The 23,501-nt window shown below is 67.1% G+C and carries 26 protein-coding genes; 9 read left to right on the top strand and 17 right to left on the bottom strand.

The genetic code is table 11. The features are described from left to right. Window positions 1-6: 6 nt before the first annotated feature. Genes kdpB through IB278_RS34095 form a run of 4 tightly spaced genes read right to left on the bottom strand, consistent with a single transcriptional unit; the run spans window position 7 to window position 4,142 of the window. Window positions 7-2,103 carry a potassium-transporting ATPase subunit KdpB gene (kdpB, locus tag IB278_RS22420; protein WP_192325482.1) on the bottom strand — a complete coding sequence of 699 codons (2,097 nt, stop codon included), beginning with the start codon at window positions 2,101-2,103 and terminating at the stop codon, window positions 7-9. Between the two features lie 11 nt (window positions 2,104-2,114). After that, complete coding sequence (gene kdpA, locus IB278_RS22415) at window positions 2,115-3,920, bottom strand: potassium-transporting ATPase subunit KdpA (protein WP_145739449.1); 1,806 nt, start codon at window positions 3,918-3,920, stop codon at window positions 2,115-2,117. Window position 3,921: 1 nt separating this feature from the next. Then, window positions 3,922-4,020, bottom strand: a complete 99-nt coding sequence (gene kdpF / locus IB278_RS22410; RefSeq protein WP_145739447.1) for a K(+)-transporting ATPase subunit F — start codon at window positions 4,018-4,020, stop codon at window positions 3,922-3,924. Further along, window positions 4,017-4,142, bottom strand: a complete 126-nt coding sequence (locus IB278_RS34095) for a hypothetical protein (protein ID WP_261380200.1) — start codon at window positions 4,140-4,142, stop codon at window positions 4,017-4,019. The genes kdpF and IB278_RS34095 overlap by 4 nt, the downstream gene beginning before the upstream one ends. A gap of 176 nt (window positions 4,143-4,318) precedes the next feature. Between IB278_RS34095 and IB278_RS22405 the strand changes: the two genes are divergently transcribed. Both IB278_RS22405 and IB278_RS22400 read left to right on the top strand, forming a co-directional pair. After that, window positions 4,319-4,987, top strand: a complete 669-nt coding sequence (locus tag IB278_RS22405) for a helix-turn-helix transcriptional regulator (protein WP_145739446.1) — start codon at window positions 4,319-4,321, stop codon at window positions 4,985-4,987. Between the two features lie 38 nt (window positions 4,988-5,025). Next, window positions 5,026-5,607, top strand: a complete 582-nt coding sequence (locus tag IB278_RS22400; protein WP_145739444.1) for a superoxide dismutase — start codon at window positions 5,026-5,028, stop codon at window positions 5,605-5,607. A 31-nt stretch (window positions 5,608-5,638) separates the two neighbouring features. On the opposite strand, the gene IB278_RS22395 is transcribed toward IB278_RS22400, so the two are convergent. The 9 genes from IB278_RS22395 to IB278_RS22355 form a co-directional block, all read right to left on the bottom strand. Then, window positions 5,639-6,016 carry a VOC family protein gene (locus IB278_RS22395; RefSeq protein ID WP_145739442.1) on the bottom strand — a complete coding sequence of 126 codons (378 nt, stop codon included), beginning with the start codon at window positions 6,014-6,016 and terminating at the stop codon, window positions 5,639-5,641. A gap of 282 nt (window positions 6,017-6,298) precedes the next feature. Beyond that, the gene (gene speB / locus IB278_RS22390; RefSeq protein WP_192325480.1) at window positions 6,299-7,243 is read right to left on the bottom strand and encodes an agmatinase; all 945 of its coding nucleotides are present in this window, start codon (window positions 7,241-7,243) and stop codon (window positions 6,299-6,301) included. Window positions 7,244-7,268: 25 nt separating this feature from the next. Then, complete coding sequence (locus IB278_RS22385; protein ID WP_145739438.1) at window positions 7,269-7,904, bottom strand: cupin domain-containing protein; 636 nt, start codon at window positions 7,902-7,904, stop codon at window positions 7,269-7,271. Window positions 7,905-7,939: 35 nt separating this feature from the next. After that, complete coding sequence (locus IB278_RS22380) at window positions 7,940-8,647, bottom strand: DUF1989 domain-containing protein (RefSeq protein ID WP_192325478.1); 708 nt, start codon at window positions 8,645-8,647, stop codon at window positions 7,940-7,942. 4 nt (window positions 8,648-8,651) lie between these two features. Further along, window positions 8,652-9,980, bottom strand: coding sequence for a M20 family metallo-hydrolase (locus IB278_RS22375; RefSeq protein ID WP_225613071.1), 1,329 nt, complete (start codon window positions 9,978-9,980; stop codon window positions 8,652-8,654). After that, the gene (locus IB278_RS22370) at window positions 9,977-10,795 is read right to left on the bottom strand and encodes an amino acid ABC transporter ATP-binding protein (RefSeq protein WP_145739432.1); all 819 of its coding nucleotides are present in this window, start codon (window positions 10,793-10,795) and stop codon (window positions 9,977-9,979) included. The genes IB278_RS22375 and IB278_RS22370 overlap by 4 nt, the downstream gene beginning before the upstream one ends. A 13-nt stretch (window positions 10,796-10,808) precedes the next feature. Next, window positions 10,809-11,456, bottom strand: a complete 648-nt coding sequence (locus IB278_RS22365) for an amino acid ABC transporter permease (protein WP_192325474.1) — start codon at window positions 11,454-11,456, stop codon at window positions 10,809-10,811. Beyond that, on the bottom strand, window positions 11,453-12,118 hold the full coding sequence (locus tag IB278_RS22360; RefSeq protein WP_192325472.1) for an amino acid ABC transporter permease: 666 nt from the start codon (window positions 12,116-12,118) through the stop codon (window positions 11,453-11,455). The genes IB278_RS22365 and IB278_RS22360 overlap by 4 nt, the downstream gene beginning before the upstream one ends. A 56-nt stretch (window positions 12,119-12,174) precedes the next feature. Further along, window positions 12,175-13,008: a transporter substrate-binding domain-containing protein gene (locus tag IB278_RS22355; protein ID WP_192325470.1), complete on the bottom strand. Its 834-nt coding sequence runs from the start codon at window positions 13,006-13,008 to the stop codon at window positions 12,175-12,177. A 319-nt stretch (window positions 13,009-13,327) separates the two neighbouring features. Between IB278_RS22355 and IB278_RS22350 the strand changes: the two genes are divergently transcribed. Next, window positions 13,328-14,305: a Bug family tripartite tricarboxylate transporter substrate binding protein gene (locus IB278_RS22350; RefSeq protein ID WP_145739424.1), complete on the top strand. Its 978-nt coding sequence runs from the start codon at window positions 13,328-13,330 to the stop codon at window positions 14,303-14,305. A 59-nt stretch (window positions 14,306-14,364) separates the two neighbouring features. After that, window positions 14,365-15,411 carry an MBL fold metallo-hydrolase gene (locus tag IB278_RS22345; RefSeq protein WP_192325468.1) on the top strand — a complete coding sequence of 349 codons (1,047 nt, stop codon included), beginning with the start codon at window positions 14,365-14,367 and terminating at the stop codon, window positions 15,409-15,411. Window positions 15,412-15,546: 135 nt separating this feature from the next. Here IB278_RS22345 and IB278_RS22340 read toward each other — a convergent pair whose 3' ends face one another. Together IB278_RS22340 and IB278_RS22335 are read right to left on the bottom strand one after the other, a co-directional pair. Further along, a complete protein-coding gene (locus tag IB278_RS22340) occupies window positions 15,547-15,804 on the bottom strand; it encodes a hypothetical protein (protein ID WP_015867751.1) in 258 nt (85 codons plus the stop codon). 22 nt (window positions 15,805-15,826) lie between these two features. Next, window positions 15,827-16,597 carry an SDR family NAD(P)-dependent oxidoreductase gene (locus IB278_RS22335; RefSeq protein ID WP_192325466.1) on the bottom strand — a complete coding sequence of 257 codons (771 nt, stop codon included), beginning with the start codon at window positions 16,595-16,597 and terminating at the stop codon, window positions 15,827-15,829. A gap of 202 nt (window positions 16,598-16,799) precedes the next feature. Between IB278_RS22335 and IB278_RS22330 the strand changes: the two genes are divergently transcribed. Next, on the top strand, window positions 16,800-17,387 hold the full coding sequence (locus IB278_RS22330; RefSeq protein ID WP_145739419.1) for a hypothetical protein: 588 nt from the start codon (window positions 16,800-16,802) through the stop codon (window positions 17,385-17,387). A gap of 16 nt (window positions 17,388-17,403) precedes the next feature. Here IB278_RS22330 and IB278_RS22325 read toward each other — a convergent pair whose 3' ends face one another. Continuing rightward, a complete protein-coding gene (locus tag IB278_RS22325) occupies window positions 17,404-17,874 on the bottom strand; it encodes a hypothetical protein (RefSeq protein ID WP_192325464.1) in 471 nt (156 codons plus the stop codon). Continuing rightward, window positions 17,871-18,665, bottom strand: coding sequence for a Crp/Fnr family transcriptional regulator (locus tag IB278_RS22320; protein ID WP_145739416.1), 795 nt, complete (start codon window positions 18,663-18,665; stop codon window positions 17,871-17,873). Before IB278_RS22320 ends, IB278_RS22325 begins: the two co-directional genes overlap by 4 nt. A gap of 84 nt (window positions 18,666-18,749) precedes the next feature. Between IB278_RS22320 and IB278_RS22315 the strand changes: the two genes are divergently transcribed. The 4 genes from IB278_RS22315 to IB278_RS22300 are packed head-to-tail and all read left to right on the top strand — an operon-like array spanning window position 18,750 to window position 23,487. Beyond that, window positions 18,750-20,705: an AMP-dependent synthetase/ligase gene (locus IB278_RS22315; RefSeq protein ID WP_192325462.1), complete on the top strand. Its 1,956-nt coding sequence runs from the start codon at window positions 18,750-18,752 to the stop codon at window positions 20,703-20,705. After that, entirely contained in the window at window positions 20,702-21,490 is a 789-nt protein-coding gene (locus tag IB278_RS22310; RefSeq protein WP_145739413.1) for an ABC transporter ATP-binding protein, read from the top strand. Before IB278_RS22315 ends, IB278_RS22310 begins: the two co-directional genes overlap by 4 nt. A gap of 1 nt (window position 21,491) precedes the next feature. Continuing rightward, window positions 21,492-22,421 (top strand): branched-chain amino acid ABC transporter permease, encoded by a 930-nt coding sequence (locus tag IB278_RS22305; protein ID WP_145739411.1) that lies wholly within the window; start codon window positions 21,492-21,494, stop codon window positions 22,419-22,421. Between the two features lies 1 nt (window position 22,422). Then, complete coding sequence (locus IB278_RS22300; protein WP_145739410.1) at window positions 22,423-23,487, top strand: branched-chain amino acid ABC transporter permease; 1,065 nt, start codon at window positions 22,423-22,425, stop codon at window positions 23,485-23,487. The last annotated feature ends 14 nt before the right edge of the window (window positions 23,488-23,501 follow it).

Raw genomic sequence — 23,501 nt, 5'->3', positions numbered from 1 at the left:
AGCTCCTCAGACCAGATGGACTGCGACCAGCAGCCAGTCGGTCAGCTTGATGCCGATGAAGGGAACGAGCAGGCCGCCGAGGCCATAGATGGCCAGGTTGCGGCGCAGCAGCGCGGCCGCGCCCACCGGCCGGTAGCGCACGCCCTTGAGCGCGAGCGGAATCAGGAACACGATGACCAGCGCATTGAAGATCACCGCCGAAAGAATCGCCGACGACGGGCTCGCGAGCCGCATCACGTTGAGCGCGCCGAGCTGCGGATAGGTCGAGACGAAGATCGCCGGAATGATCGCGAAGTACTTCGCCACGTCGTTCGCGATCGAGAAGGTGGTGAGCGAGCCGCGCGTCATGAGCAGCGCCTTACCGGTTTCCACCACCTCGAGCAGCTTGGTCGGGTTCGAGTCCAGGTCGACCATGTTGCCGGCCTCCTTCGCCGCCTGCGTGCCGCTGCCCATGGCCACGGCCACGTCGGCCTGCGCGAGCGCGGGTGCGTCGTTGGTGCCGTCGCCGGTCATCGCGACCAGGCGGCCTTCGGACTGGTACTGGCGGATCAGCGCGAGCTTGTCCTCGGGCGTGGCTTCGGCCAGGAAGTCGTCGACGCCGGCCTCGGCCGCAATGGCCGCGGCGGTGAGCTTGTTGTCGCCGGTGATCATCACCGTCTTGATGCCCATGCGGCGCAGCTCGGCAAAGCGCTCCTTGATGCCGGTCTTGACGATGTCCTTGAGCTCGACCACGCCGAGCACGCGATTGCCCTCGGACACGGCCAGCGGCGTGCTGCCGCGGCGGGCGGTTTCCTCGGACGCGCGCAGCACCTCGGCCGGCATGCTGCCGCCGATCGATTCGACATGCCGGCGGATCGCATCGACCGCGCCCTTGCGCAGCAGCACCGCGTCGGCATCGAGGCTGTTCGGCGCGGCCGGCAGGTCGACGCCGCTCATGCGGGTCTGGGCAGTGAACGGCACGAAGCGCGCGCCTTCGACAGATGCGGCCTCCAGGCCATCGCGGCGAGCGAGTTCCACGATGCTGCGGCCCTCGGGCGTTTCGTCGGCCAGAGACGCGAGCATCGCGGCGCGTGCGAGGCGGCCCTTCGGCACGCCGGGCGCGGGCAGGAAGGCACTCGCCTGGCGGTTGCCGTGCGTGATGGTGCCGGTCTTGTCGAGCAGCAGCACGTCGACGTCGCCGGCCGCTTCCACGGCGCGGCCCGAGGTGGCGATCACGTTGGCCTGCATCATGCGGCTCATGCCGGCCACGCCCACGGCCGAGAGCAGGCCGCCGATGGTGGTGGGAATCAGGCACACCAGCAGCGCCACCAGCGCGGTGAGCGACACCACGGCGCCCGCGCCTGCGGCCTCCACGCTGAACAGCGAGAACGGCAGCAGCGTGACGGTGACCATCAGGAACACGAGCGTGAGCGCGACCAGCAGGATGGTGAGCGCGATCTCGTTGGGCGTCTTGTGGCGCTTGGCCGCCTCGACCATGCCGATCATGCGGTCGAGGAACGACTCGCCCGGGTTCACCGAGATGCGCACTACCAGCCAGTCGGACAGCACGCGCGTGCCGCCGGTCACCGCCGAGAAGTCACCGCCCGATTCGCGCACCACGGGCGCCGATTCGCCGGTGATCGCGCTCTCGTCGACCGAGGCCACGCCTTCGATCACCTCGCCGTCGAGCGGGATGACGTCGCCGGTCTCGACCAGCACCACGTCGCCCCTTCGGAGATTCGGCGCCTGTTCGGGAAGCCACTGCGCGCCGTGGTGCGGCTCCTTGAGCTTCTTGGCCCAGGTGTCCTTGCGCAGGCCGCGCAGCGAAGCGGCCTGCGCCTTGCTGCGGCCCTCGGCCAGGGCTTCCGCGAAGTTGGCGAACAGCACGGTGAACCACAGCCAGATGGTGATGGCCAGCACGAAGGCAGGCCTCATGCCGGTGTCGCCCGGGAAGCTCAGCGAATGCACCCAGAGCAGCGTCGTCAGGATGCTGCCGACGTAGACGATGAACATCACCGGGTTGCGCCACTGCGCGCGCGGGTCGAGCTTGACGAAGGCGGCCCATAGCGCGGGCTTGACCAGCGACGCATCGAGCAGCGAGAGAGTTGTCTTTGTATGAATCATGGTGCGCTCCTTCACTTCCAGAGCACGAGGTGTTCGACCACGGGCCCGAGCGCCAGCGCCGGCACGTAGTTGAGGAGGCCGACCAGCAGCACCGTGCCGATCAGCAGCGAGACGAACAGCGGCCCGTGCGTGGGCAGCGTGCCGCCGGTGACGGGCAGGCGCTGCTTGGCCGCGAGCGAGCCGGCAATGGCCAGCACCGGCACGATTACCGCGAAGCGGCCGAGCCACATCGCAAGCCCGAGCAGGCCGTTGTAGAACGGCGTGTTGGCCGAGAGGCCCGCGAAGGCGCTGCCGTTGTTGTTGGCAGCCGAGCTCAGCGCATAGAGGATTTCGGAGAAGCCGTGGGCGCCGGGGTTCGCGATGCCGGCCTTGCCCGCACCGGCCAGCACCGCCATCGCCGTGCCCGCCAGCACCAGCACGGGTGTGACCAGGATGGCGATGGAGATCAGCTTCATCTCGCGCACCTCGATCTTCTTGCCGAGGTACTCGGGCGTGCGGCCGATCATCAGCCCCGCGATGAACACCGCGAGCATCGCGAAGATCAGCATGCCGTACAGGCCGCTGCCCACGCCGCCGAACACCACCTCGCCCAGCTGCATCAGCACCATGGGCACCATGCCGCCGAGCGGCGTGAAGGAGTCGTGCATCGCAATCACCGCGCCGCACGAGGCGGCCGTGGTGACGGCGGCGAAGAGCGCCGAGGCATCGATGCCGAAGCGCACTTCCTTGCCTTCCATGTTGCCGCCGCTTTGCAGCACGCCATGCAGCTGGTCGACGCCGAGCGCGCCGAAGAGCGGATTGCCGGCCTGCTCGGCGGGAATGACGACCATCACCGCGGCCACGAACATCACCGTCATCGCCGCGAGCACCGCCCAGCCCTGGCGCAGGTCGCCCACCACGCGGCCGAAGGTGAAGCACAGCGCCGCCGGGATCAGGAAGATCGCGAGCATCTGCAGCAGGTTGCTGAGCGCGGTCGGGTTCTCGTAGGGATGCGCCGAGTTGGCGTTGAAGAAGCCGCCGCCGTTGGTGCCGAGCATCTTGATGGCTTCCTGCGAAGCCACCGGCCCCATGGCGAGCGTCTGCGTCCTGGTGGTGGCGTCTTCCATCACCGGCTCACCCTTCTCGTTCTTCAGCGGCTGGCCGTCGGCACCGTTCTTCGGCTGCTGGAAGGCCGTGGCCTCGACCGTTTCTACGGTCTTGTAGGCCTCGAAGTTCTGGATCGCGCCCTGGCTCACGAAGAACACCGCGAGCACGAACGACAGCGGCACCAGCACCCACAGCGTGATGCGCGTGAGGTCGGCCCAGAAGTTGCCGACCAGGCCCTTGGCCTTGCCGTCGCCGCGCCGCGCGAAGCCGCGGATCAGCGCGAAGGCCACCGCGATGCCCGTCGCGGCCGAGAAGAAGTTCTGCACCGCGAGCCCAAGCATCTGCGTGAGATAGCTCATGGCCGACTCGCCGCCGTAGCCCTGCCAGTTGGTGTTGGAGACGAAGCTCACCGCGGTGTTGAAGGCCGAATCGGGCGAGATGGCACCCATGCCCGCGGGATTCAGCGGCAGCCAGCCCTGCAGGCGCTGTAGCGCATAGACGAAGACCGCGCCCACGGCATTGAAGGCCACCAGCGCGAGCGCGTAGCGCAGCCAGTGCATCGATTGCTCGGGGCGCGTGCCTGCGAGCCGGTAGAGCGGCGCCTCGACGCGCTGCATCCAGCGCGGCACGCGCTCGTTGCACAGCGCGGCAAGGAATTTGCCGACAGGCCAGGCCAACACCAGCAGTGCGGCCAGAAAAAGAGCCAACAGGCCCCATGCGGAAGAAGTCATTTCAGAACTCCTCGGCACAGATCAGCGCGAACACGAGGTACGCGAACAGGAGCACGGCCACCAGCGCGCCGAAGCCGTAAAGTGCTTCGAGGCCGATCACGATGCGGCCCCTTGCGCCGTTCCCGCCGCATTCTTCGGCGCGCCAAGCCGGTCCAGCCCGACGGCCATGGCCGCGGCCACGGCCCACAGCGCCAGAAGGGCGCCCATCCAGACGAAGTCCATTCATCACTCCTCAAGCGAAAACAAGGACTCGAGTCTCGGCAGGCGTCCGTAAAAACGGGAAACAGAGTCGGCCAGGGCGCATAAAGAAACCGTAAAAGCGTCCCCTCTTTTCCAAGGGGCTCGACAACACCTCGGCCGCCGCTTGATAATCAAAGCAGCTTCTTTGAATAAGAAAGATGACCTCGCGCCCCCTCGACGCCAAGCCCGCCTGGATGCCGCACCAGCCGGCGGACCGCATCCTGTCCACGCTCAAGACCCGTGGCGCGCTCGGCATTCCCGACATCGCCAAGGTGCTCGACGTCACGGTGGAGGCCGTGCGCCAGCAGATGGCCAAGCTGCAGGCCGAGGGCCTGGTCGATGCCGAGAGCCGCCCCGCGGGCCGCGGCAGGCCCACGCAGATATGGCGCCTCACCGGCGCCGGCCACGCGCGCTTTCCCGACACGCATGCCGAGATGACGGTGCAGATGATCGGCGCCGTGATCAGCGTGTTCGGCGAGAAGGGCATGGACCGGCTCATCGGCGCGCGCGAGGAGGCCATGCGCGCCAACTACCGCGAGGCCATGCGCGGCACGCGCAGCCTCAAGAACAAGCTCGAGCGGCTGGCCGACATCCGCAGCCGCGAGGGCTACATGGCCGAGTTCCGGCCCGAGGGCGACGGCTTCCTCTTCATCGAGAACCATTGCCCCATCTGCGCCGCGGCGCGCGCCTGCACCGGCTTTTGTCGCAGCGAGCTGCAGCTCTTCGACGAAGTGCTGGGCCCCGGCGTGAGCGTGAGCCGCGTCGAGCACGTGCTCGCGGGCGCGCGGCGCTGCGCCTACCAGGTGAGCCCGAAGAGCGCGCCCTGATTCGATTCGATTTCTAAACCCGAAAGGAAAGCCCCACCATGGAACACACCCTGCCGCCCCTGCCCTACGCCCTCGACGCGCTGGCACCCGAGTACTCGAAGGAAACGCTCGAGTACCACTACGGCAAGCACCACAACGCCTACGTGGTGAACCTCAACAACCTGCAAAAGGGCACCGAGTTCGAATCGATGCCCCTTGAGGAAATCGTCAAGAAGTCCAGCGGCGGCATCTACAACAACGCCGCCCAGATCTGGAACCACACCTTCTTCTGGAGCTGCATGAAGCCCCAGGGCGGCGGTGCTCCGAGCGGTGCGCTGGCCAAGGCCATCGATGCCAAGTGGGGCAGCTACGACGCGTTCAAGGAAGCGTTCGTGAAGTCGGCCGTGGGCAACTTCGGTTCGGGCTGGACCTGGCTGGTGAAGAAGGCCGACGGCTCGCTGGACATCGTGAACATGGGCGCCGCGGGCACGCCGCTGACCACCGGCGACACCCCGGTGCTGACGGTGGACGTCTGGGAGCACGCCTACTACATCGACTACCGCAACCTGCGCCCGAAGTTCGTCGAGACCTTCCTGGCCAAGCTGGTGAACTGGGACTTCGCGGCCAAGAACTTCGGCTGAGGAACCGGGTTCGGCCCGGCGGGCATCCTCATCACCCGTTGATGAGGTTGAGGATGTTGCCGTCCGGGTCCTTGAACCACGCGACCTTCATGTCGCCCATGACATGGATGTCGCCTTCGAGCCTTGCGCCGGGCATGTCGTAGTGCTCGAAGCGCACCCCCTTGGCCTTGAGCGCGCCCACGAGCCGCTCGATGTCGCCACCGACCGGCCAGGTCACGGCCGTGGCCTGGTTGGTGCCCGCGAAGGCCGAGCGGTACACGTTGATGCGGGAGTTGCCGCTGCGGTAGACGATCACCTCGTCGCCCTCGGCATCGACCTGCGCCAGGCCCAGCGTGTCTTCATAGAAACGGCGCGCCACGGCGAGGTCCTTCACCGCGAGATTGGCCACCGCGTTGATGTTTCCGAGCATGAGAGTCTCCTGTGAAGCCCAGCGCGCAGTGGACGCGCGGCGGGCGAGCCAAAAATACTCAACCATTTGGTGGAGTATTTGACTCGCGGCGGCCCGTGTCAAGACCGCGCTAGTTGCTCGCGTGCTCGTGAAGCTGGGGGGCTGTTTTGTAGGAGGATGATGTAAGCCGCTGTTGCAGGGCCGAAAGCAACCCAAAGTAGTCATCGCGAACGCACACGCGCAATTCGTGAAGGAATGCACATCGCGCGGCCGCCGCAGCTTGAGCGGTTTTCAACGAAGCGTTCAGCGCCGGGCAACCACGTTGCGCGCCAGCAGGCACAGGATCTCGTACATCAGCGTGGCGCCCAGCAGCGCCGTGTTGCCCGACGGGTCGTAGGGCGGCGATACCTCGACCACGTCACCACCCACGAGGTTCAGGCCGTCCAGGCCGCGCAGCAGCCCCAGGGTTTCGCGCGTGCTCATGCCGCCAACTTCGGGGGTGCCGGTGCCGGGCGCATAGACCGGGTCCAGGCCATCGATGTCCAGCGACAGGTAGGTGGGTCCGTCGCCGACGATGCGCCGCGCTTCCCGCACGATGGCTTCCACGCCCTTGGCCTCGAACTCCTCGATGAAGACCACGCGCATGCCGCTGTCCAGCGAGTAGCGCCAGCCTTCGTCGGAATTCTGGGCCCCGCGGATACCGATCTGGATGGTCCGCCTGGGGTCGAGCAGGCCCGCCTCGACCGCACGGCGGAACGGTGAGCCATGGCTGAACTTGGAGCCGCGGAAGTCGTCCCAGGTGTCGGTGTGCGCGTCGATGTGCACCATGCCCAGCGGTTCGCGCGGCGCCATGGCCTGGAATATGGGGAAAGTGATCGAGTGGTCGCCGCCCGCGGCCAGCAGCGTCTTTCCGGCCGCGAACAGAGGCTCGAAGAAGCGGCGGATGTCTTCGTGCGAATGCTCCAGGTGGAACACGTCGGTGAAGGGCACGTCGCCGACATCGGCCACGCGGCAGGCTTCGAAGGGATTGAAGCCCGTCACGTGATGGATGGCACGTGTCATGGACGACATGTTGCGGATCTCGCGCGGACCGTAGCGCGCGCCCGGACGCGCCGTGACGCCGCCATCGAAGGGCACGCCGGCGAGGGCGATGTCGAGATCTTCGAGGCGCTGCGCGAAGGGCACGCGCATGAACGTCGGAATGCCGCTGTAGCGCGGCAGCGCCTGCATGGCAGTGTCTGTGCTCATCGAAGGCATGAGGTCTCGATTGAAATCAGAAGGTGGCGGGAGTGTTGACCCACAGCACGCGGGCCGGCGTTTTTCCGGGATTTCGGTAGCTGTGCGGAACGTCGCTGGAGAAGTAGAACGAGTCGCCGGTGGAGAGCCGGTAGACCTCGTCGCGCAAGCGCAGCTCGAATTCGCCTTCGATCACGTAGCCCACCTCCTCGCCGGAATGCGCGATCTGCTCCAGGCTTTCGGCCTTGGGCTCGAGCACGTGGATGTCGGCCTGCATCAGCTGGCCCCGGATGGGCACGATCACGCGCTCGAGCTTCACGCCGCTCTTCTTGCCGCGCGCGCCCGTGAACTCGATCACCGGCCGCTCGGCCGCGCGCGTCACTGGCGAGCTGGGCGGCGCGAAGGCGGCCGTGAGCTCGGCCACGTTGGTGTCGAGCGCGCGCGCCAGGCGGTGCAGGTTGGCCAGCGACGGCATGACCTGGCCGCGCTCCACCCGCGACAGCAGGCTTTCGGAGCAGCCGGCCGCATCGGCAAGTGCCTTCAGCGTGAGGCTGCGCACCATGCGCGCATGCTTGAGCCGCGGCCCGAGCGCGGTGAATGCGAGCGAGTCGTCGTCAGGCAGCGGGGCGCTGCTGTCGGCGGTGTTTTTCTTCGTTGTCTTGGCAGTGCGCATGGAGTGGTCAGGAGGCCGGCCTCGTGCCGGGAAGGTCAGGCATTCGCCATCACGGTGAAGTGCACTTCGACCGGGCGGTTGTCGTTGATCGGAATGATGTCCTGCGGGCAGGCCGACATCACGGCGACGCAGTCCATTTCGGCGCGAAGGTCCACGTAGTCCCCTGCCTTGGAAACGGGCGGGAGCCAGTCTACGCCGCCATCGGCGGCCACCGGAATGTTCATCCAGAGGTTGAGCGGCTGCGGCACCTCGCGCGCGCGCAGGCCAATGGCTTTCAGCGCCATTCGCATGTTGTCGGCGCAGTTGTCGTGATAGTCCGCCACGCCCAGGTTCTGGTAGCGGTAGGCGTCGCAGGCGGCCATGAGCGTGTCGTGCACGCCGGGCGAGGTGTCGGCCAGCAGGGTCATGATGGGCCGGCGGCGGTTGGTGGCCAGCGGGTCGCCGGCCTTGGGGATGATGCGGTCGATCACGGCGCGCGCGTGCTCCATCGACATGAACTCGCTCAGGTCGTCGGCCTTGAAGGCCCAGAAGTCGCACACCTGGCTGCCGTGCGTGTTGATGACGCGGATCACCTGGCCCTTGGCCAGCCGCACGGCGCGGCCGTTGCGCGCCGGCACTTCGTAGACCTTGCCGGGTTCGGGCGTGCCGTCGGCGGACACGGGTTCGCGCAGCGTGTTGTTCGCGCCGACGGGTTCGCCGTTGTCGGCCACGGCGGCGGGGGAAGCGGAGGACGGATGTTCCATGGTTCTATTCCTTGGGGTGCTCGGGAGGGGTGGAGGGAAAGACCGGCTCGGCCAGACGCACCAGGCACCAGGCCAATGCGCGCGTACAGGCCGTGAGGTCTGCGATGGGGGTGTCTTCGTCCGGGTGATGGCTGATGCCGGCGCAGCTGGGCGCGAACAGCATCGCGGCAGGGCAGAAGCCCGCCAGCGGCATGGCGTCGTGGAAGGCGCCGGACACCATGTCGCGGTGGCTCAGCCGCAGGGCGAGGCAGGCTTCGCGCGTCAGGTTCACGAGTGCGCCGTCGAACTGCACGGTGGGCTTGTCCTGCAGCACCTCGATGCGGCCGCCGGCAGGGAGCGTGGCGTCGAGCAGCGCGCGAACGGCATCGAGTGCGCCCGCTTCGGGGTGGCGGGCATCGACGGTGAAGGCGACGCGGTCGGCAATGGTGTTGATCGAACCGGGGCTGCATTCCCAGCGCCCGATGGTCACGCGCAGCCGCTCGTCGCCGCACTGCGCCGCGTGTTCGAGCAGCGCGTGGGCCATGCCTATCGCCTTGGCCTGCGCGTCGTCGCGCGCGGCCAGCGGCGTGGTGCCCGCATGCGCGCTGCGCCCTGGCACAGTGACGCGAAACCAGCGCACGCCCTGAATCGCCGCCACGCAGCCCACCTGCAGGCCGTCGGCTTCCAGCACGGGGCCTTGTTCGATGTGGGCTTCCACGTAGCTGTGAACGGGACGCGCCAGCGGCGTCTCGAGGCCGATCCAGCCCTGCCGCCGGGCCTCGGCATGGAAGTCTTCTCTCGCCGCATCGCGCGCGGCCTCGAAGCGCACACCTTCGCCGTCGCACGCGTCGAGGAATGCCCCCAGGCGTTCCGGTGCGGTGAAGGACACCGAGCCCATCAACCCGGGCGCGAAGCGCGAGCCCTCCTCGTTGGTCCACATGACCACGTCGAGCGGCCTGTGGGTGCGCACACCGAGCCGGTCGAACGCATCGAATACTTCCAGCCCCGCCGCGACACCAAAGGCGCCGTCGAGCCACCCACCCAGGGGCTGGGTGTCGATGTGGCTGCCGGTCATCACGGGCGCAAGGCCCGCATTCTGGCCGTCGCGGCGCACGAACACGTTGGCCGCCGCATCGATGCCGACGCGGTAGCCGGGTCGTTGCCCGAAGGGCTGCACCAGCCAGCGCCGCGCCGCAAGCTCCGGCGTGCTCAGTGCCTGGCGCGCCACGCCGCCTGTGGCCGCGCCGCCGTGCACCGCCAGCCCGCGCAGGCGCGCGTCGAGGCTCGCGGCAGCGACCGCACCAGCCACGTCGTCCGCGACGGCGTTGGCCCTCATGATGCCGATGGCCTTCATTGCACGCTCCCCATCGCGGTGTTGTTCAGGCTGCGGCGAATCCAGGGCTGGAGAAAGGACTGGATCCGCGGATGCGTCGGCTGGTGGATCACCTCACGCGGTGTGCCGATCGTCACGATGCGGCCCTTCTCCATGAACACGATGCGGTCCGACACCTCGGCCGCGAAGCTCATCTCGTGCGTCACCATGATCATCGTCATGCCGCCGCGCGAGAGCGACTTGATGACCTCGAGCACCTCGTCGACCAGTTCGGGGTCGAGTGCCGAGGTCGGTTCGTCGAGCAGCATCACCTCGGGCCCGACCGCCAGTGCCCGCGCGATGCCCACGCGCTGTTGCTGCCCGCCGCTCAAGTTGGGCGGCCGCGCGTCGGCCTTGGCCGACATGCCCACGCGCGCCAGCGCCTCGCCGGCCACGGCGCGGGCCTGGTCCTCGCGCAGGCCCTTGGCCAGCGTCAGCGGCGCCATCACGTTGGCCAGCACCGTCATGTGCGGCCACAGGTTGAACTGCTGGAACACCATGGCGACCGGCGCACGTACCTCGGCAATGATCCGCTCGCTCTCGCGCGCCAATGCACCGGCCGCGTTCCTGCGGTAGCCGAGCAGCGCACCACGAATGCGGACCTCGCCCTCGTCGTAGGCTTCGAGAAAGTTCATGCAGCGCAGCAGCGTGGTCTTGCCCGAACCCGAGGGCCCGATGAGCGAAACGACCTCGCCCTTGCGGACGTCCAGGTCGATGCCGGCCAGCACGCGGTTGTCGCCGAAGGACTTGCCGACGCCGCGCATGGAAACGATGGGGATGGTCACGGGTGCGTTCATGGAGGGAGGCTTCTCAGAGGGCCGAACGCGTACGCAGCGCCCTGGCCGCGCGGTTGATGAGCAGCGAGAGCCCCCAATAGCTCAGTGCCAGCAGCAGGTAGGGTTCGACATAGACGAACTGCTCGGACACGACCTTGCCTGCCGTCATCGTCAGCTCCGGGTAGGTGATGACGGAGGCCAGCGCGGACTCCTTCATCAGCAGGATGGTCTGGCTCGCGATCAACGGCAGGCTGGCGCGCAGGGCTTGCGGGCACTCGATGGTGGTGAATATCTGCCGCGACGACAGCCCCATGCAGCGGCCGGCCTCGATCTGCCCGCGCGGAATGCTTTGCCAGCAGGCGCGAAATATCTCTGCGAAGTACGCGCCGCCGTAGACCGCCAGCGTCAGGCCCGCGGCAGCGAAGGGGTCGAGCGAGATGCCCGCATTCGGCAGACCGAAGTACACGATGAAGAGATGGATCAGGAACGGCACGCCGCGCCAGATGCCCGTGTAGCCCCAGTAGAGCCACGCCGCCGCGCGCCACCCGGTTTCGCGCAGCGCATGAAAGCAGAAGCCGACGACGAGGCCGCCCGCCAGGCCGGTGAGCGTGAGCATCACCGTGCGCCAAGCCGCGGCGCCGAAGGCAGGCAGCAGCTCGCCGAGCAGCGAAAAATCGATCATGTGCGCCCCATCCGGCTGCGCAGCCAGCTGCCCAGCAGCAGTACCGCACCAGTCATCAGCAGGTAGCAGGCACCCACTGACAGGTACACCTCCAGTGGCCTGAAGTTGGACGCCACGATCTGCCGGCCGCCGCGCGCGAGGTCGGCCACCGAAATCACAGAGACGATGGCCGAGCTCTTCACGACATCGATGCCCTCCGACACCACCGCCGGCCACACGGCCCGCGCAAGCTGCGGCAATTGCACGTGCCTGAAGATGCGCGATGGCGAGATGCCGAACGAGGCTGCGGCCTCGATCTGCCCTGCCGGCACCGCGACCAGCCCGGCTCGCAGGATCTCGCACTGGAACGCGGCGGAGTTCAGGCCCAGCGCCACGATGGCCACCAGCAGGGGCGGCAGGTCGATGCCGTAGGCGCTGGGCAAATAGAACAGCATGAGCAGCTGCACGAGCAGCGGCGTGCCGCGAAAGAAGCTCAGGTAGGTGCGCACACCGGCGGGCACCAGGCCTCGGCCGCCGCGGCGCAGCGACAGGCCCAGCAGCACGGCGCCCCACGCGAAGCCCAGCAGGATGGCCGCCACCGCGACCGCCAGCGTCATGGCGGCGCCCTGCAGCAGCACCGGCAGGTAGGCGGCCAGGCGCTCGGCGAGTGTCGCGGCGTTCATCGCGGGCGGGCTTCGTTGGCTATGCGTTGGCTAAGTGTCGGTCGCGGCGGCTTCGCTCACATCTGGGGCACCGGCACCGCATCGGTGGGCACATCCATCGTGAAGCCGAACCACTTCATCTGCAGCGCCTTGAGTTGCCCGCTCTTCTGCGCACGCGCGATGCCGTCGCTGAAGAACTTGACCAGCGGCGCGCTGTCCGCGTCCTTGCGGCCAACCCAGCCGAAGTAGGTCTTGGGGCCGATCGGCGCGGGGATGACCGCATAGACGTCGCCGCGCGTCTTGACCACCGTCGCAAGATTGGACAGCGACTGCGCCACCGCTGCCAGCCGGCCGGCAGCGAGGTCGGCATAGGCCTCGTCGAAGCTCACGTATTCGCGGATGGTGACCGCCGGCTTGCCTTCGGCCTGCAGCTTCTTCGCGTACTCCTGCAGGGCGCGCAGCTGGGCCGAACCGGCTTGCGAGCCGACCGTCTTGCCGGCGATGCCCGCGGGATCGGTCAGGGCCGCGTCGTCCTTGCGCTTGACCAGCGCAGTGGTCGCATCGGCGATGGGCACGGTGAAGGCGAACTTGTCGGCGCGCTCCTTGGTGAGCGTCACCGAGGTCACGACGAAGTCGAAGCGCTTGGTCGCCAGCCCCGGCAAGATGCCCTGGAACGGCACGTCGAACTGCTTGACCTTGACGTCCGGCAGGTCGGCCAGGATCAGGCGCATGAGGTCGGGCCCGTAGCCCACGATCTTTCCGTCCTGCAGATACTCGAAAGGCGCGAACTGCGCCTCGGTGCCGATGACGATTTCCTTCTTGCTCTTCACCGTCTCCAGCATGTCGGCGCTGTGCGCGGCACCGATCAGGAGCAGGGAAAGAACGCCAGCGAATGCGCGACTGAACAGCATGACAAGGCCCTCGAATGTGAAGTAAAGGCGGGTGCGTTGGGTGGAATTCCACAAGTCACTTGCATTTGTGCAAGTGACTTGCATAAAAAGCATACAAGTTTCGTGCCAGGCAAGATGAGTTCTCGCGGCACAGGCGTGGTGCAAAAAAGCGCGTCGGGCGCACTGGCGGAGTGCCCGAGCCCCCCGCAAGTCGATATGAGGCCCATCGCGAACGAAGAAATCCGCCGAGCGCGGGTTCCGGCACACTGCACCTTTGGTGCAGTGGGGTCATGCCCGAAGACTGCAACCCTGAAATCGCCCCGATAAAGAGACAACACCCATGATCCGCAAGCTCACCTGCTCGCTGGCCCTCGCGCTGGCACTTCCCCTGGCCTTCACTGCCCCTGCACAGGCGCAGTCCTACCCCGCCAAGCCCATCCGCATGATCGTGCCCTTCCCGCCCGGCGGCGGCACCGACATCCTGGCGCGGCTGGTCGCGCAGAAGCTCACCGAGGCCAACCACTGGACCGTGGTGCCCGACAACCGCGGCGGCGCCGGCGGCACCATCGGCATTGCGGAGGCCGCGCGCGCCGCGCCCACGGGCTACGACATCGTGATGGGTCAGAAGGACAACATGGTCGTCGCGCCCTGGCTCTACAAGAACCTGAGCTACCACCCGGTGAAGGACCTCACGGCCGTGGCCCACGTGGCCTACACGCCTGTGGTGATCGTCACGCAGGCCAACTCGAAGTTCAAGACGCTCGACGACGTGGTGAAAGCCGCGCGCGCCGCGCCCGACACCGTCACCTACGGCTCGCCGGGCAACGGCACCACCATCCACCTGGCCGGCGAGATCTTCAACGGCGCCGCCCAGATCAAGATGCGCCACGTGCCCTACAAGGGCTCCAACGCGGCCATGATGGACGTGCTCGCGGGCAACGTCGACCTGATGGTGTCGTCGGTGCCCTCGGCGCTGGCGCAGATCAAGGCGGGCAAGCTGCGCCCGCTGGCCGTGACCTCGGCCAAGCGCAGCACCTCGCTGCCCGAGACGCCCACCGTGGCCGAGCTCGGCTACAAGGGCTTCGACGTGTCCACCTGGTACGGCCTCTTCGTGCCCGCCAAGACGCCGAAGGACGTGATCGCCACGCTGAATGCCGAAGTCAACAAGCTGCTGGCCACGCCCGAGATGAAGGCCGCCATCATCGCCCAGGGCGCCGAGCCGCAGGGCATGACGCCCGAACAGTTCGAGTCGCTGCTGAAGACCGACTACGAGAAGTGGAAGGGCATCGTGCAAGCCTCGGGCGCGACCATCGAATAAGCCCGGCGTCGCAGAATGGCGTCTCCACCACAGGCCGCACCGACGGCACGGAGACACCGATGGCAGCACAGCGCAAGAATTCGAAGAACGCCTTTCTGCTGAAGACATCCGCCCTGGCAGCGGTTGTTGCCCTGGCGCAGGGCTGCGCGCAGACGCCGCCCGGCACCACCGCGCCGCTGGCCGCCACCCCCTCGGAGGCCAGTGTGGCGGCCCACGTGGCCACCGCCACGCGCGCGGCCGGCACCGACCTCAAGGCCCTGCTGACCCTGTGCCAGCCCGCCCCCGCGGCCCGGCCGCCGCAGGACGCGCTCGACAAGAGCCTCACCGCATTCATCAACCGGCCCGCGCCGCCGCCGGGCCAGGCCTTCGACAACCTGTACTTCGTGGGCGCCGACTGGGTCAGCGCCTGGGCGATCAAGACCTCGCAGGGGATCATCCTGATCGATGCGCTCAACACCGAGGCCGAGGCCGCGGCGCTCATTGAAGGCGGCATGCGCAAGCTGGGGCTCGACCCGGCGCAGATCAAGTACGTGATCGTGACGCACGGCCACGGCGACCACTACGGCGGTGCCGGCTACCTTGCGCAGAAGTACCGTGCGCACGTGGTGATGAGCGAGGCCGACTGGACCATGACCGAAACCCGGCTCGAGTTCGCGACACCGATCTGGGGCGCACCGCCCAAGCGCGACATTTCGGTGAAGGACGGCGACCGCATCACGCTCGGCGACACCAGCGTGACGCTGTACCTCACGCCGGGCCACACCATGGGCACGATCTCGCCGGTGTTCGACGTGAGCGCGGGCGGGCGCAAGCACCGCGCGATGCTCTGGGGCGGCACGGGCTTCAACTTCGGCAAGGACGTGCCGCGGCTGGACGCCTACATCGGCGCCACGCAGCGCATGGGCGCGATCGCGCAGAGCCAGCGTGTCGACGTGCTGCTGTCGAACCATTCGAACATCGATGGCTCGCAGGCCAGGCTCGCCGCCCTGCGCCAGCAGCCTGCGCCGGCCGCGAACCCCTTCGTTCTGGGCACACCGACTGTGGAGCGCGCGCTGGCCGTGATGGGCGAATGCGCGCAGGCGCAGCGCGACCGGTTTTTGCTGTAGCGACGTCGCCTTGCTCCTTCCCCCTCTGGGGGAAGGTTGGGATGGGGGCTGCCCCGCATTTGGCGCTGCGAGGGAATTGATGCCGCCGTGCCCCCACCCCTGCCCTCCCCCGGAAAGGGAGGGAGAAATGCGGGATCAGTCCGGCGTGAACTTCTTGTTGAAGATGTCGACGTCCGATGCCAGCTCGAAGGTCGCCACCTGGCCCATCTTGCCGTCACTCAGGCGGCAGGCGGAGAACAGGCTGTAGCGGCCCTTGAAGTAGAACTCGTCCATCACGATCAGCGCGTACGGATACGGCACGAAGACCTGGTGCTCGAAGATGACGCGGTGCACGTTCCTCGGCGACGGAAAAAGCTTGTAGTCGCCGGTATCGATCGACTTTGCGGTGGCCATGGTGTGCTCGCCTTGCCGGCGCTCAGGCCGGGTCGCGCACGTCGGCCACGGGGTTGCGGCCGAAGTCCTCGCGCGCCAGGTACTTGAGCACCTTGGCCGCGGCGGTGGCGGGACTGTCGAGCCGGCCTTCCTCCTTCATGCTCACGAAGCGCGTGCGGTCCGGGAACTTTTCGGCCGATGCGCCGCGCAGCTGCACCTGCATGTCGGTGTCGATCACGCCGGGTGCGAGCGAGACGATGCGTGCGCCGTTCGGTGCGGCAGCCTCCTCGAGCGCGACGGCGCGCGAGAAGTGGTCCATGCCGGCCTTGGCGGCGCAATAGGGCGCCTGGCTTCCCATGGCATTGCGCCCGAGGCCCGACGAAATGTTCAGCACCTTGCGCGTGCCGCGCCATTCGCGGGTCGCGCCCAGGAAGGCGGCCGTCAGCAGCATCGGTGCTTCGAGGCCGATGCGCAGCGCCTGCGAAAGATCGCCATCGGCCGCGGCCGAGAGCGGCGCCGGATTGCCCACCGTGCCGGCGTTGTTGATCAGCGTGGCGCTGTCGAAACGCCGGGCGTCCTGCGAGGCGAGCCAGTCGCGCACGCGCGCAGCGGCCGAAACCGGGTCGGCCAGGTCCTGTTCCCATTGCATGAGTTCGACGCCACTGCCTGCCTTGGCCGCTTGACCGGCGAGTTCGGGGCTCTGGCGGCGCGAGATGCACAGCAGCAGGTTGCCGGGCTGGAGAAGCTGCTCGGCCATGGCGCGACCGAGGCCGCGGGAAGCGCCGGTGATCAGGTAGAGATGAGAGGTGGGCATGGGCGATGTATGAGGGTCGGGAAAGCCGTTCGACGGAGCCGGTGAATATAGAAGATGCCGATCCTGCGGGTAATGGCCTGGCTCATTCTCGTTCGCCGGTCCGCTCGCGTTTCCGCCATTTGACAACTCACCGCTCCAGCACTAGGCTGAGCTTGCAGAACGTAATACTTTTGCTTTACTCAAACCTGGGTCAGGAGGCATCATGCTAAGGATCATTGCAGCCCTGAGCGCCACGCTCATGCTCGCTACCGTGACCGCGGTGGCGCAGGAACCAGCCCCATCCAGCCACAAGGGCATGGCCAAGGCCGGTGGAGCCAAATCCGACGCCGCCGCCATCAGCAAGGCAACGAGTGCCGCGCCGCCGGACATCGGCCGCCATGCCGCGGTCATGGCCATGGGCGCCGACGGCAAGATGAGGGAGTTGCGCCCCGGCACCAATGGTTGGATGTGCATGCTCGATCTCGTCGGCGATTCGATGTGCCTCGACAAGACGTGGCAGGCCTGGGGCGACGCCTGGATGAACAAGAAAGACCCGCCGAAGCCGCAGGCGGTGGGCGTGGCCTACATGCTCAATGGCGACAAGGGCGCCAGCAACACCGATCCCTATGCGACCAAACGAACGGCTGACAACCAGTGGGTCGTGAGCGGACCGCACATCATGATCCTGCCGACGGAGGCGAGTCAGCTCGAGTCGTATCCGACGGACTGGACCAAGGGTGGTCCGTGGGTGATGTGGAAGGGAACGCCCTACGCCCACATCATGGTGCCGACGAAGGCAATGGCGAAATAGGTGCGCGCCGCCCACCCTACCCGCCGCGAAACTGCCCCCTCAAAAAACCCCGATGGCGCGCAATATGCGCCATCTGCGCCGGCGCAATCGTTCCGTCCAGGTCGTGCTCGTCGGCGCCATTGAGCACCGCGTTCGCATGCCCCATCGCGCGCTCGACGATCTCATGCTCGCTCACGCCGAGCTGCGCGCCCAGGTCCATGGCCACGCGCCGCATCGCGCGCTGCGAGAGCATCCACATGGCGCCGAAGCGGTCCCATGCCAGCGCGGCCTGTTCGGCTTTCTCATGGTCGGCCAGGATGTCCTTGAGCGGCCTGGCGAGCAGTTCGTCCATGGCTTCGAGCCGCTCGCTCAAGGCGGCGTTACGCTGCGCCAGCTGCTCGGGCGTCGGGCCTTCTTCTTCGTTCTTCGAAGGTTGTCGAGGCGGCGGCACATAGCCCGCCAGGTCGGCATCGGCGGGCACGATGCGGAGTTGGTCGTCGAGGCTCATGGCTTGCGTTCCCGTTCTTCAATGTCAATGCCGGTGTCGGCGGATGCGTTCTTGCGGCCGCTCATCGCGCTCGCGCGCAGGCCCGGCAGGTCGAGCACGCGCAGCCCACCGTACTCCACGCGGATCAACCCTTCTGCCGACAGGCCGTTGAGCGCCTCGTTCACGCGCTGGCGCGACAGGCCGACCAGGTAGGCCAGCTCCTGCTGCGTGATGCGCAGGACCTCGCCCACGCCCGGATAGAGCACCGGGTTGAACAGCGACACGAGGTTACGCGCCACGCGCGCGTCGGGGTTGTTGAGCCGGTCGATCTCGAGCGCCGCAATGAACTGGCCGAGCCGTTCGTTGAGCTGGTTCATCACGAAGCGGTTGAAGCCGATGGAGTGGTCCAGCAGCCAGTGGAAGCTCTCGATCGGCAGCCCCGCCACCACGCTGCGCCGCAGCGCCTGGATGTTGTAGCGGTAGGGCTCGCGCTTCATCACCGTGCCTTCGCCGAACCAGCCGCCGGGCGGCACGCCGGTGTAGGTGACGGAGCCGCCGTCGGCGTTGTCGTTGCTCATCTTGAGCAGGCCCTCGACCACGCCGAACCAGTAGGTAGGCGAGCGGCCGACGCGGCAGACCAGGTCGCCGACCTCGGCCTCGCCCACCACCAGCGCGGCTTCGGCGCGGCGGCGCTCGGCCGGTGTGAGCGTGGGCAGCCAGGGAATGCCGTCGAGCTCGGCAGCATTGGCAGGGCGCACGCGGTCCTTGATCGAACCGCCGAGCACGCTGTGTTGGGAATTGCCGTGAGGCATCGGGAAACTCCGGGGAGTAGTGTCCCTAGGATTGTCGTTGGAACGACAACCTGGCGTCAAAGTGGGGCCTACGATCCGCCCACTGTGCAAACCACCGCCCCCACCTTTCCCCGTCTGCTGCTTGCGCACGCGCAAACCCAGCCCCAGGCGCCCGCCATCCGCGAGAAGGACCTCGGCATCTGGCAAACCTGGAGCTGGAGCGCCGTGGCGCAGGAAGTGCGCGAAATGGCCTGCGGCCTCGCGAGCCTGGGCTTCAAGCCCTTCGACAACCTGTCCATCGTGGGGGCCAACCGCCCGCACCTGTACATGGCGGTGCTTGCGGCGCAGAGCCTGCGTGGCGTGCCGGTGCCGCTCTACCAGGACGCGGTGGCCAGCGAGATGGTCTTCATGCTGCAGGACGCGGCCATCGACTTCGTGATCGTCGAGGACCAGGAGCAGGTCGACAAGCTGCTCGAGTGCCGCGAGCTGCAGAAGGACCAGCAGCACGGGATCCGCCACATCATCTACGACGACCCCAAAGGCCTGCGCCACTACGACCAGCCCGGGCTCATGAGCTACGAGCAGCTGCGCGAACTGGGCCGCGAATTCGACAAGGCCCACGTCGGCTACTACGACCGCGTGGTGGCCAGCGGCGAGGCCACCGATGTCGGCGTGATCCTCTACACCTCGGGCACCACCGGCCGGCCCAAGGGCGTGTGCCAGACGCATGCGAGCTTCATCGCGGCGGGCCGCGGCGGCGTGGAGACCGACAGGCTCGGGCCCGGCGACAACATCATGAGCTACCTGCCGATGGCCTGGGTGGGCGACCACCTGTTCTCGGTGGCGCAGTGGCTGGTGGGCGGCTTCACGCTCAACTGCCCGGAGTCGAGCGAGACGGTGATGAACGACATGCGCGAGATCGGACCGAGCTACTACTTCGGCCCGCCGCGCACCTTCGAAGGCCTGCTCACGGCCGTGTCGATCCGCATGGAAGACGCGGCGGCTCCGAAGCGCTGGCTGTACGGCAAGTTCATGGCGCTCGCGCAGCGCGTGGGTGCGGACATCCTCAACGGCGCGCCAGTGAGCCTGGGCGACCGCCTGATGTACGGCCTCGGCAACCTGCTGATCTACGGACCGCTGCGCAACGTGCTGGGCATGAGCCGCATCCGCGTGGCCTACACGGCCGGCGCGGCCATCGGGCCCGACCTGTTCCGCTTCTACCGCTCGATCGGCGTCAACCTCAAGCAGTTCTACGGCCAGACCGAGACCTGCGCCTACGTCTGCCTGCAGCAGGACGGCAAGGTCAAGCTGCAGACGGTGGGCACCGCGGCACCGGGCATCGAACTGAAGATCGCGGACGACGGCGAGGTGCTGGTGCGCGGCGTGTCGGTGCTCAAGGAATACTACAAGCGCCCCGACGCCACGGCCGAGGTGCTCGACGCCAACGGCTACTTCCACACCGGCGACGCCGGCGTGCTCGACAGCGAGGGTCACCTGCGCATCATCGACCGCGCGAAGGATGTGGGCCGGCTCGCGAGCGGCGCGATCTTTGCCCCCAACTACATCGAGAACAAGCTCAAGTTCTTCCCGCAGATCAAGGAAGCCGTGTGCTTCGGCAACGGGCGCGACGAGGTCTGCGCCGCCATCAACATCGACTTCGAAGCGGTGGGCAACTGGGCGGAACGGCGCGGACTGGCCTACGGCGGCTATGTCGATCTGGCCGGCAAGCCCGAGGTGCTGGCGCTGGTGGGCGAGTGCATCGCCAAGGTGAATGCCGACCTTGCGAGCGAGGACGGCATGGGCGAGACGCAGATCGCGCGCTTCCTGGTGCTGCACAAGGAGCTCGATCCCGACGACGACGAGCTCACGCGCACGCGCAAGGTGCGGCGCGGCTTCATCGCCGAAAAGTACGCGGTGCTGGTCAGCGCGCTCTACGGCGGCAGGACCGAGCAGTTCATCGAAACCCAGGTCAAGTTCGAGGACGGACGCACCGGCGCGGTGAGCGCCACGCTGAAGATCGTCGAGGCCAGGACCTTCCCCATCGTGAAGGCCGCGGCATGAGCAGCAACAGAAAAGTCGGCGACGTCATCCTCGACGTGCAGAACATCAGCTTGAGCTTTGGCGGCGTGAAGGCGCTCACGGACATCAGCTTCAACGTGCGCGAGCACGAGGTGCGGGCCATCATCGGCCCGAACGGCGCGGGCAAGAGCTCGATGCTCAACTGCATCAACGGCGTCTACTGGCCGCAGCAGGGCTCCATCACCTTTCGCGGCCAGACCTTCAAGCACATGAACTCGCGCCAGGTGGCCGAGATGGGCGTGGCGCGCACCTTCCAGAACCTGGCGCTGTTCAAGGGCATGAGCGTGCTCGACAACATCATGACGGGACGCAACCTCAAGATGAAGAGCGGCCTGTTCGCGCAGGCACTGCGCTGGGGCCCGGCCGAGCGCGAGGAATTGCGGCATCGCGAGTTCGTCGAGCACATCATCGACTTCCTGGAGATCCAGGCGCACCGCAAGACGCCGGTAGGCCGCCTGCCCTACGGCCTTCAGAAGCGCGTGGACCTGGGCCGCGCGCTCGCGATGGAGCCGCAGGTGCTGCTGCTCGACGAGCCGATGGCCGGCATGAACGTGGAAGAAAAGCAGGACATGAGCCGCTTCATCCTCGACGTGAACGACGAGTTCGGCGCCACCATCGTTCTCATCGAGCACGACATGGGCGTGGTGATGGACATCTCCGACCGCGTGGTGGTGCTGGACTACGGCAAGAAGATCGGCGACGGCACGCCGCACGAGGTTCGCAACAACGAAGACGTGATCCGGGCGTACCTGGGCGTGGAGCACTGACATGGGCTTTTTCCTCGAAACCCTCTTCGGCGGCCTCATGGTCGGCATGCTCTATTCGCTGATCGCCATCGGCTTCGTGCTGATCTACAAGGCCTCGGGCGTCTTCAACTTCGCGCAGGGCGCGATGGTGCTGTTCGCGGCCCTTGCGATGGCGCGCTTCGCCGAATGGTTCCCGCAGTGGTTCGGCTTCGAAAGCCAGGTGCTCGCGAACATCCTGGCCTTCATCGCGGCCATGGGGGTGATGGTGATCGTGGCCTGGCTGATCGAGCGGCTCGCGCTCAGCAAGCTGGTAAACCAGGAAGGCATCACGCTGCTGATGGCGACGCTGGGCATTGCCTACTTTCTCGACGGCGTGGGCCAGACGATCTTCGGCAACGACATCTACAAGATCGACATCGGCATGCCCAAGGAACCGCTGATGGTGCTGCAGGGCACCTTCCAGGGTGGGCTGCTGCTGAGCCAGGAAGACCTGGTTGCCGCGCTGGTGGCCGCAGGCCTCGTGGTGGTGCTGGCGATCTTCTTCCAGAAAACTGCCACGGGCCGCGCCCTTCGCGCCGTGGCCGACGACCACCAGGCGGCGCAGTCGATCGGCATTCCGCTCAAGCGCATCTGGGTGATCGTGTGGTCGGTGGCGGGCTTCTCGGCACTGGTGGCCGGGATCATCTGGGGCTCCAAGCTGGGCGTTCAGTTCTCGCTCTCGCTGGTGGCGCTGAAGGCGCTGCCGGTGGTGATCCTCGGCGGGCTCACCTCGATACCGGGCGCGATCATCGGCGGCCTGCTGATCGGCGTCGGCGAGAAGCTCTCTGAAATCTATCTCGGCCCCATGCTCGGCGGCGGCATCGAGATCTGGTTCGCCTATGTGTTGGCGCTCGTCTTCCTGCTCGTGCGGCCTCAAGGCCTGTTCGGCGAAAAGATCATCGATCGGGTCTGAAATGTTTTACAGAGAAAACGGCCAGTTCAAGTCGAGCTACCGCGCCGACCAGCAGATCTTCCCGATCGCGCAGGACCGCATCGCCATCCTGGTGCTGCTGCTCGTGGCCTTCATCGTGGTGCCGCTGGGCGTCTCGGACTACTGGATGCGCGCCATCCTCACGCCCTTCCTGATCCTGTCGCTCGCGGCGCTGGGCCTCAATATCCTGGTGGGCTACTGCGGGCAGATCTCGCTCGGCACGGGCGCCTTCATGGCGGTGGGTGCGTATGCGGCCTACAACTTCCAGGTGCGCATCGACGGCATGCCGCTGATCGCGTCTCTGCTGCTGGGCGGCCTGTGCGCCACGGTGATCGGCGTGCTGTTCGGCATCCCGAGCCTGCGCATCAAGGGGCTGTACCTGGCCGTGGCCACGCTGGCGGCGCAGTTCTTCACCGACTGGGCGTTCCTGCGCATCCAGTGGTTCACCAACAATTCGTCGTCGGGCTCGGTGAGCGTGGCGGGGCTCAACGTGTTCGGCGTGCCGATCGAGTCGCCGGTGCAGAAGTACCTGTTCTGCCTCATCTTCGTGGTGGTGTTCGCGCTGCTCGCGAAGAACCTGGTGCGCAGCGCCATCGGCCGCGAGTGGATGGCGATGCGCGACATGGACGTGGCCGCCGCGGTGATCGGCATCCGCCCGGTGTACGCCAAGCTCACGGCCTTTGCGGTGAGCAGCTTCATCGTCGGCGTGGCGGGCGCGCTGTGGGGCTTCGTCCACCTGGGCGCATGGGAGCCGGCGGCGTTCAGCATCGACCGCTCGTTCCAGCTGCTGTTCATGGTGATCATCGGCGGGCTCGGCTCGATCATGGGCAGCTTCTTCGGTGCCGCGTTCATCGTGCTGCTGCCGCTCTTCCTGAACCAGCTGCCGGGCTGGCTGGGCTTCTCGATCTCGACCGCGCTGGCCTCGCACCTGGAGACCATGATCTTCGGCGCGCTGATCGTGTTCTTCCTGATCGTCGAACCGCACGGCCTGGCGCGGCTGTGGTCCACGGGCAAGGAAAAGCTGCGGCTCTGGCCCTTCCCCCACTGATTTTCCGTTCGTAG

Origin of the sequence: Variovorax sp. VRV01, from assembly GCF_014852545.1 — a bacterium.
GTDB classification, from domain to species: domain Bacteria; phylum Pseudomonadota; class Gammaproteobacteria; order Burkholderiales; family Burkholderiaceae_C; genus Variovorax; species Variovorax beijingensis_A.
The sequence above is the reverse complement of the archived record's forward strand: the minus strand, read 5'-3'. Positions and strand labels throughout refer to the sequence as shown.

What these genes read in the sequence shown, in the direction of transcription:
- IB278_RS22340 (WP_015867751.1), bottom strand. Translation starts at nt 15,804, where the DNA reads ATGGCCACCGCAAAGTCGATCGATACCGGCGACTACAAGCTTTTTCCG.
- speB (WP_192325480.1), bottom strand. Translation starts at nt 7,243, where the DNA reads ATGAGCACAGACACTGCCATGCAGGCGCTGCCGCGCTACAGCGGCATT.
- IB278_RS22365 (WP_192325474.1), bottom strand. Translation starts at nt 11,456, where the DNA reads ATGATCGATTTTTCGCTGCTCGGCGAGCTGCTGCCTGCCTTCGGCGCC.
- IB278_RS22360 (WP_192325472.1), bottom strand. Translation starts at nt 12,118, where the DNA reads ATGAACGCCGCGACACTCGCCGAGCGCCTGGCCGCCTACCTGCCGGTG.
- IB278_RS22355 (WP_192325470.1), bottom strand. Translation starts at nt 13,008, where the DNA reads ATGCTGTTCAGTCGCGCATTCGCTGGCGTTCTTTCCCTGCTCCTGATC.
- kdpA (WP_145739449.1), bottom strand. Translation starts at nt 3,920, where the DNA reads ATGACTTCTTCCGCATGGGGCCTGTTGGCTCTTTTTCTGGCCGCACTG.
- IB278_RS22370 (WP_145739432.1), bottom strand. Translation starts at nt 10,795, where the DNA reads ATGAACGCACCCGTGACCATCCCCATCGTTTCCATGCGCGGCGTCGGC.
- IB278_RS22325 (WP_192325464.1), bottom strand. Translation starts at nt 17,874, where the DNA reads ATGAGCCTCGACGACCAACTCCGCATCGTGCCCGCCGATGCCGACCTG.
- IB278_RS22380 (WP_192325478.1), bottom strand. Translation starts at nt 8,647, where the DNA reads ATGGAACATCCGTCCTCCGCTTCCCCCGCCGCCGTGGCCGACAACGGC.
- IB278_RS22395 (WP_145739442.1), bottom strand. Translation starts at nt 6,016, where the DNA reads ATGCTCGGAAACATCAACGCGGTGGCCAATCTCGCGGTGAAGGACCTC.
- IB278_RS22300 (WP_145739410.1), top strand. Translation starts at nt 22,423, where the DNA reads ATGTTTTACAGAGAAAACGGCCAGTTCAAGTCGAGCTACCGCGCCGAC.
- IB278_RS34095 (WP_261380200.1), bottom strand. Translation starts at nt 4,142, where the DNA reads ATGGACTTCGTCTGGATGGGCGCCCTTCTGGCGCTGTGGGCCGTGGCC.
- IB278_RS22375 (WP_225613071.1), bottom strand. Translation starts at nt 9,980, where the DNA reads ATGAAGGCCATCGGCATCATGAGGGCCAACGCCGTCGCGGACGACGTG.
- IB278_RS22330 (WP_145739419.1), top strand. Translation starts at nt 16,800, where the DNA reads ATGCTAAGGATCATTGCAGCCCTGAGCGCCACGCTCATGCTCGCTACC.
- kdpB (WP_192325482.1), bottom strand. Translation starts at nt 2,103, where the DNA reads ATGATTCATACAAAGACAACTCTCTCGCTGCTCGATGCGTCGCTGGTC.
- IB278_RS22320 (WP_145739416.1), bottom strand. Translation starts at nt 18,665, where the DNA reads ATGCCTCACGGCAATTCCCAACACAGCGTGCTCGGCGGTTCGATCAAG.
- IB278_RS22400 (WP_145739444.1), top strand. Translation starts at nt 5,026, where the DNA reads ATGGAACACACCCTGCCGCCCCTGCCCTACGCCCTCGACGCGCTGGCA.
- IB278_RS22350 (WP_145739424.1), top strand. Translation starts at nt 13,328, where the DNA reads ATGATCCGCAAGCTCACCTGCTCGCTGGCCCTCGCGCTGGCACTTCCC.
- IB278_RS22345 (WP_192325468.1), top strand. Translation starts at nt 14,365, where the DNA reads ATGGCAGCACAGCGCAAGAATTCGAAGAACGCCTTTCTGCTGAAGACA.
- IB278_RS22335 (WP_192325466.1), bottom strand. Translation starts at nt 16,597, where the DNA reads ATGCCCACCTCTCATCTCTACCTGATCACCGGCGCTTCCCGCGGCCTC.
- IB278_RS22305 (WP_145739411.1), top strand. Translation starts at nt 21,492, where the DNA reads ATGGGCTTTTTCCTCGAAACCCTCTTCGGCGGCCTCATGGTCGGCATG.
- IB278_RS22405 (WP_145739446.1), top strand. Translation starts at nt 4,319, where the DNA reads ATGACCTCGCGCCCCCTCGACGCCAAGCCCGCCTGGATGCCGCACCAG.
- IB278_RS22385 (WP_145739438.1), bottom strand. Translation starts at nt 7,904, where the DNA reads ATGCGCACTGCCAAGACAACGAAGAAAAACACCGCCGACAGCAGCGCC.
- IB278_RS22310 (WP_145739413.1), top strand. Translation starts at nt 20,702, where the DNA reads ATGAGCAGCAACAGAAAAGTCGGCGACGTCATCCTCGACGTGCAGAAC.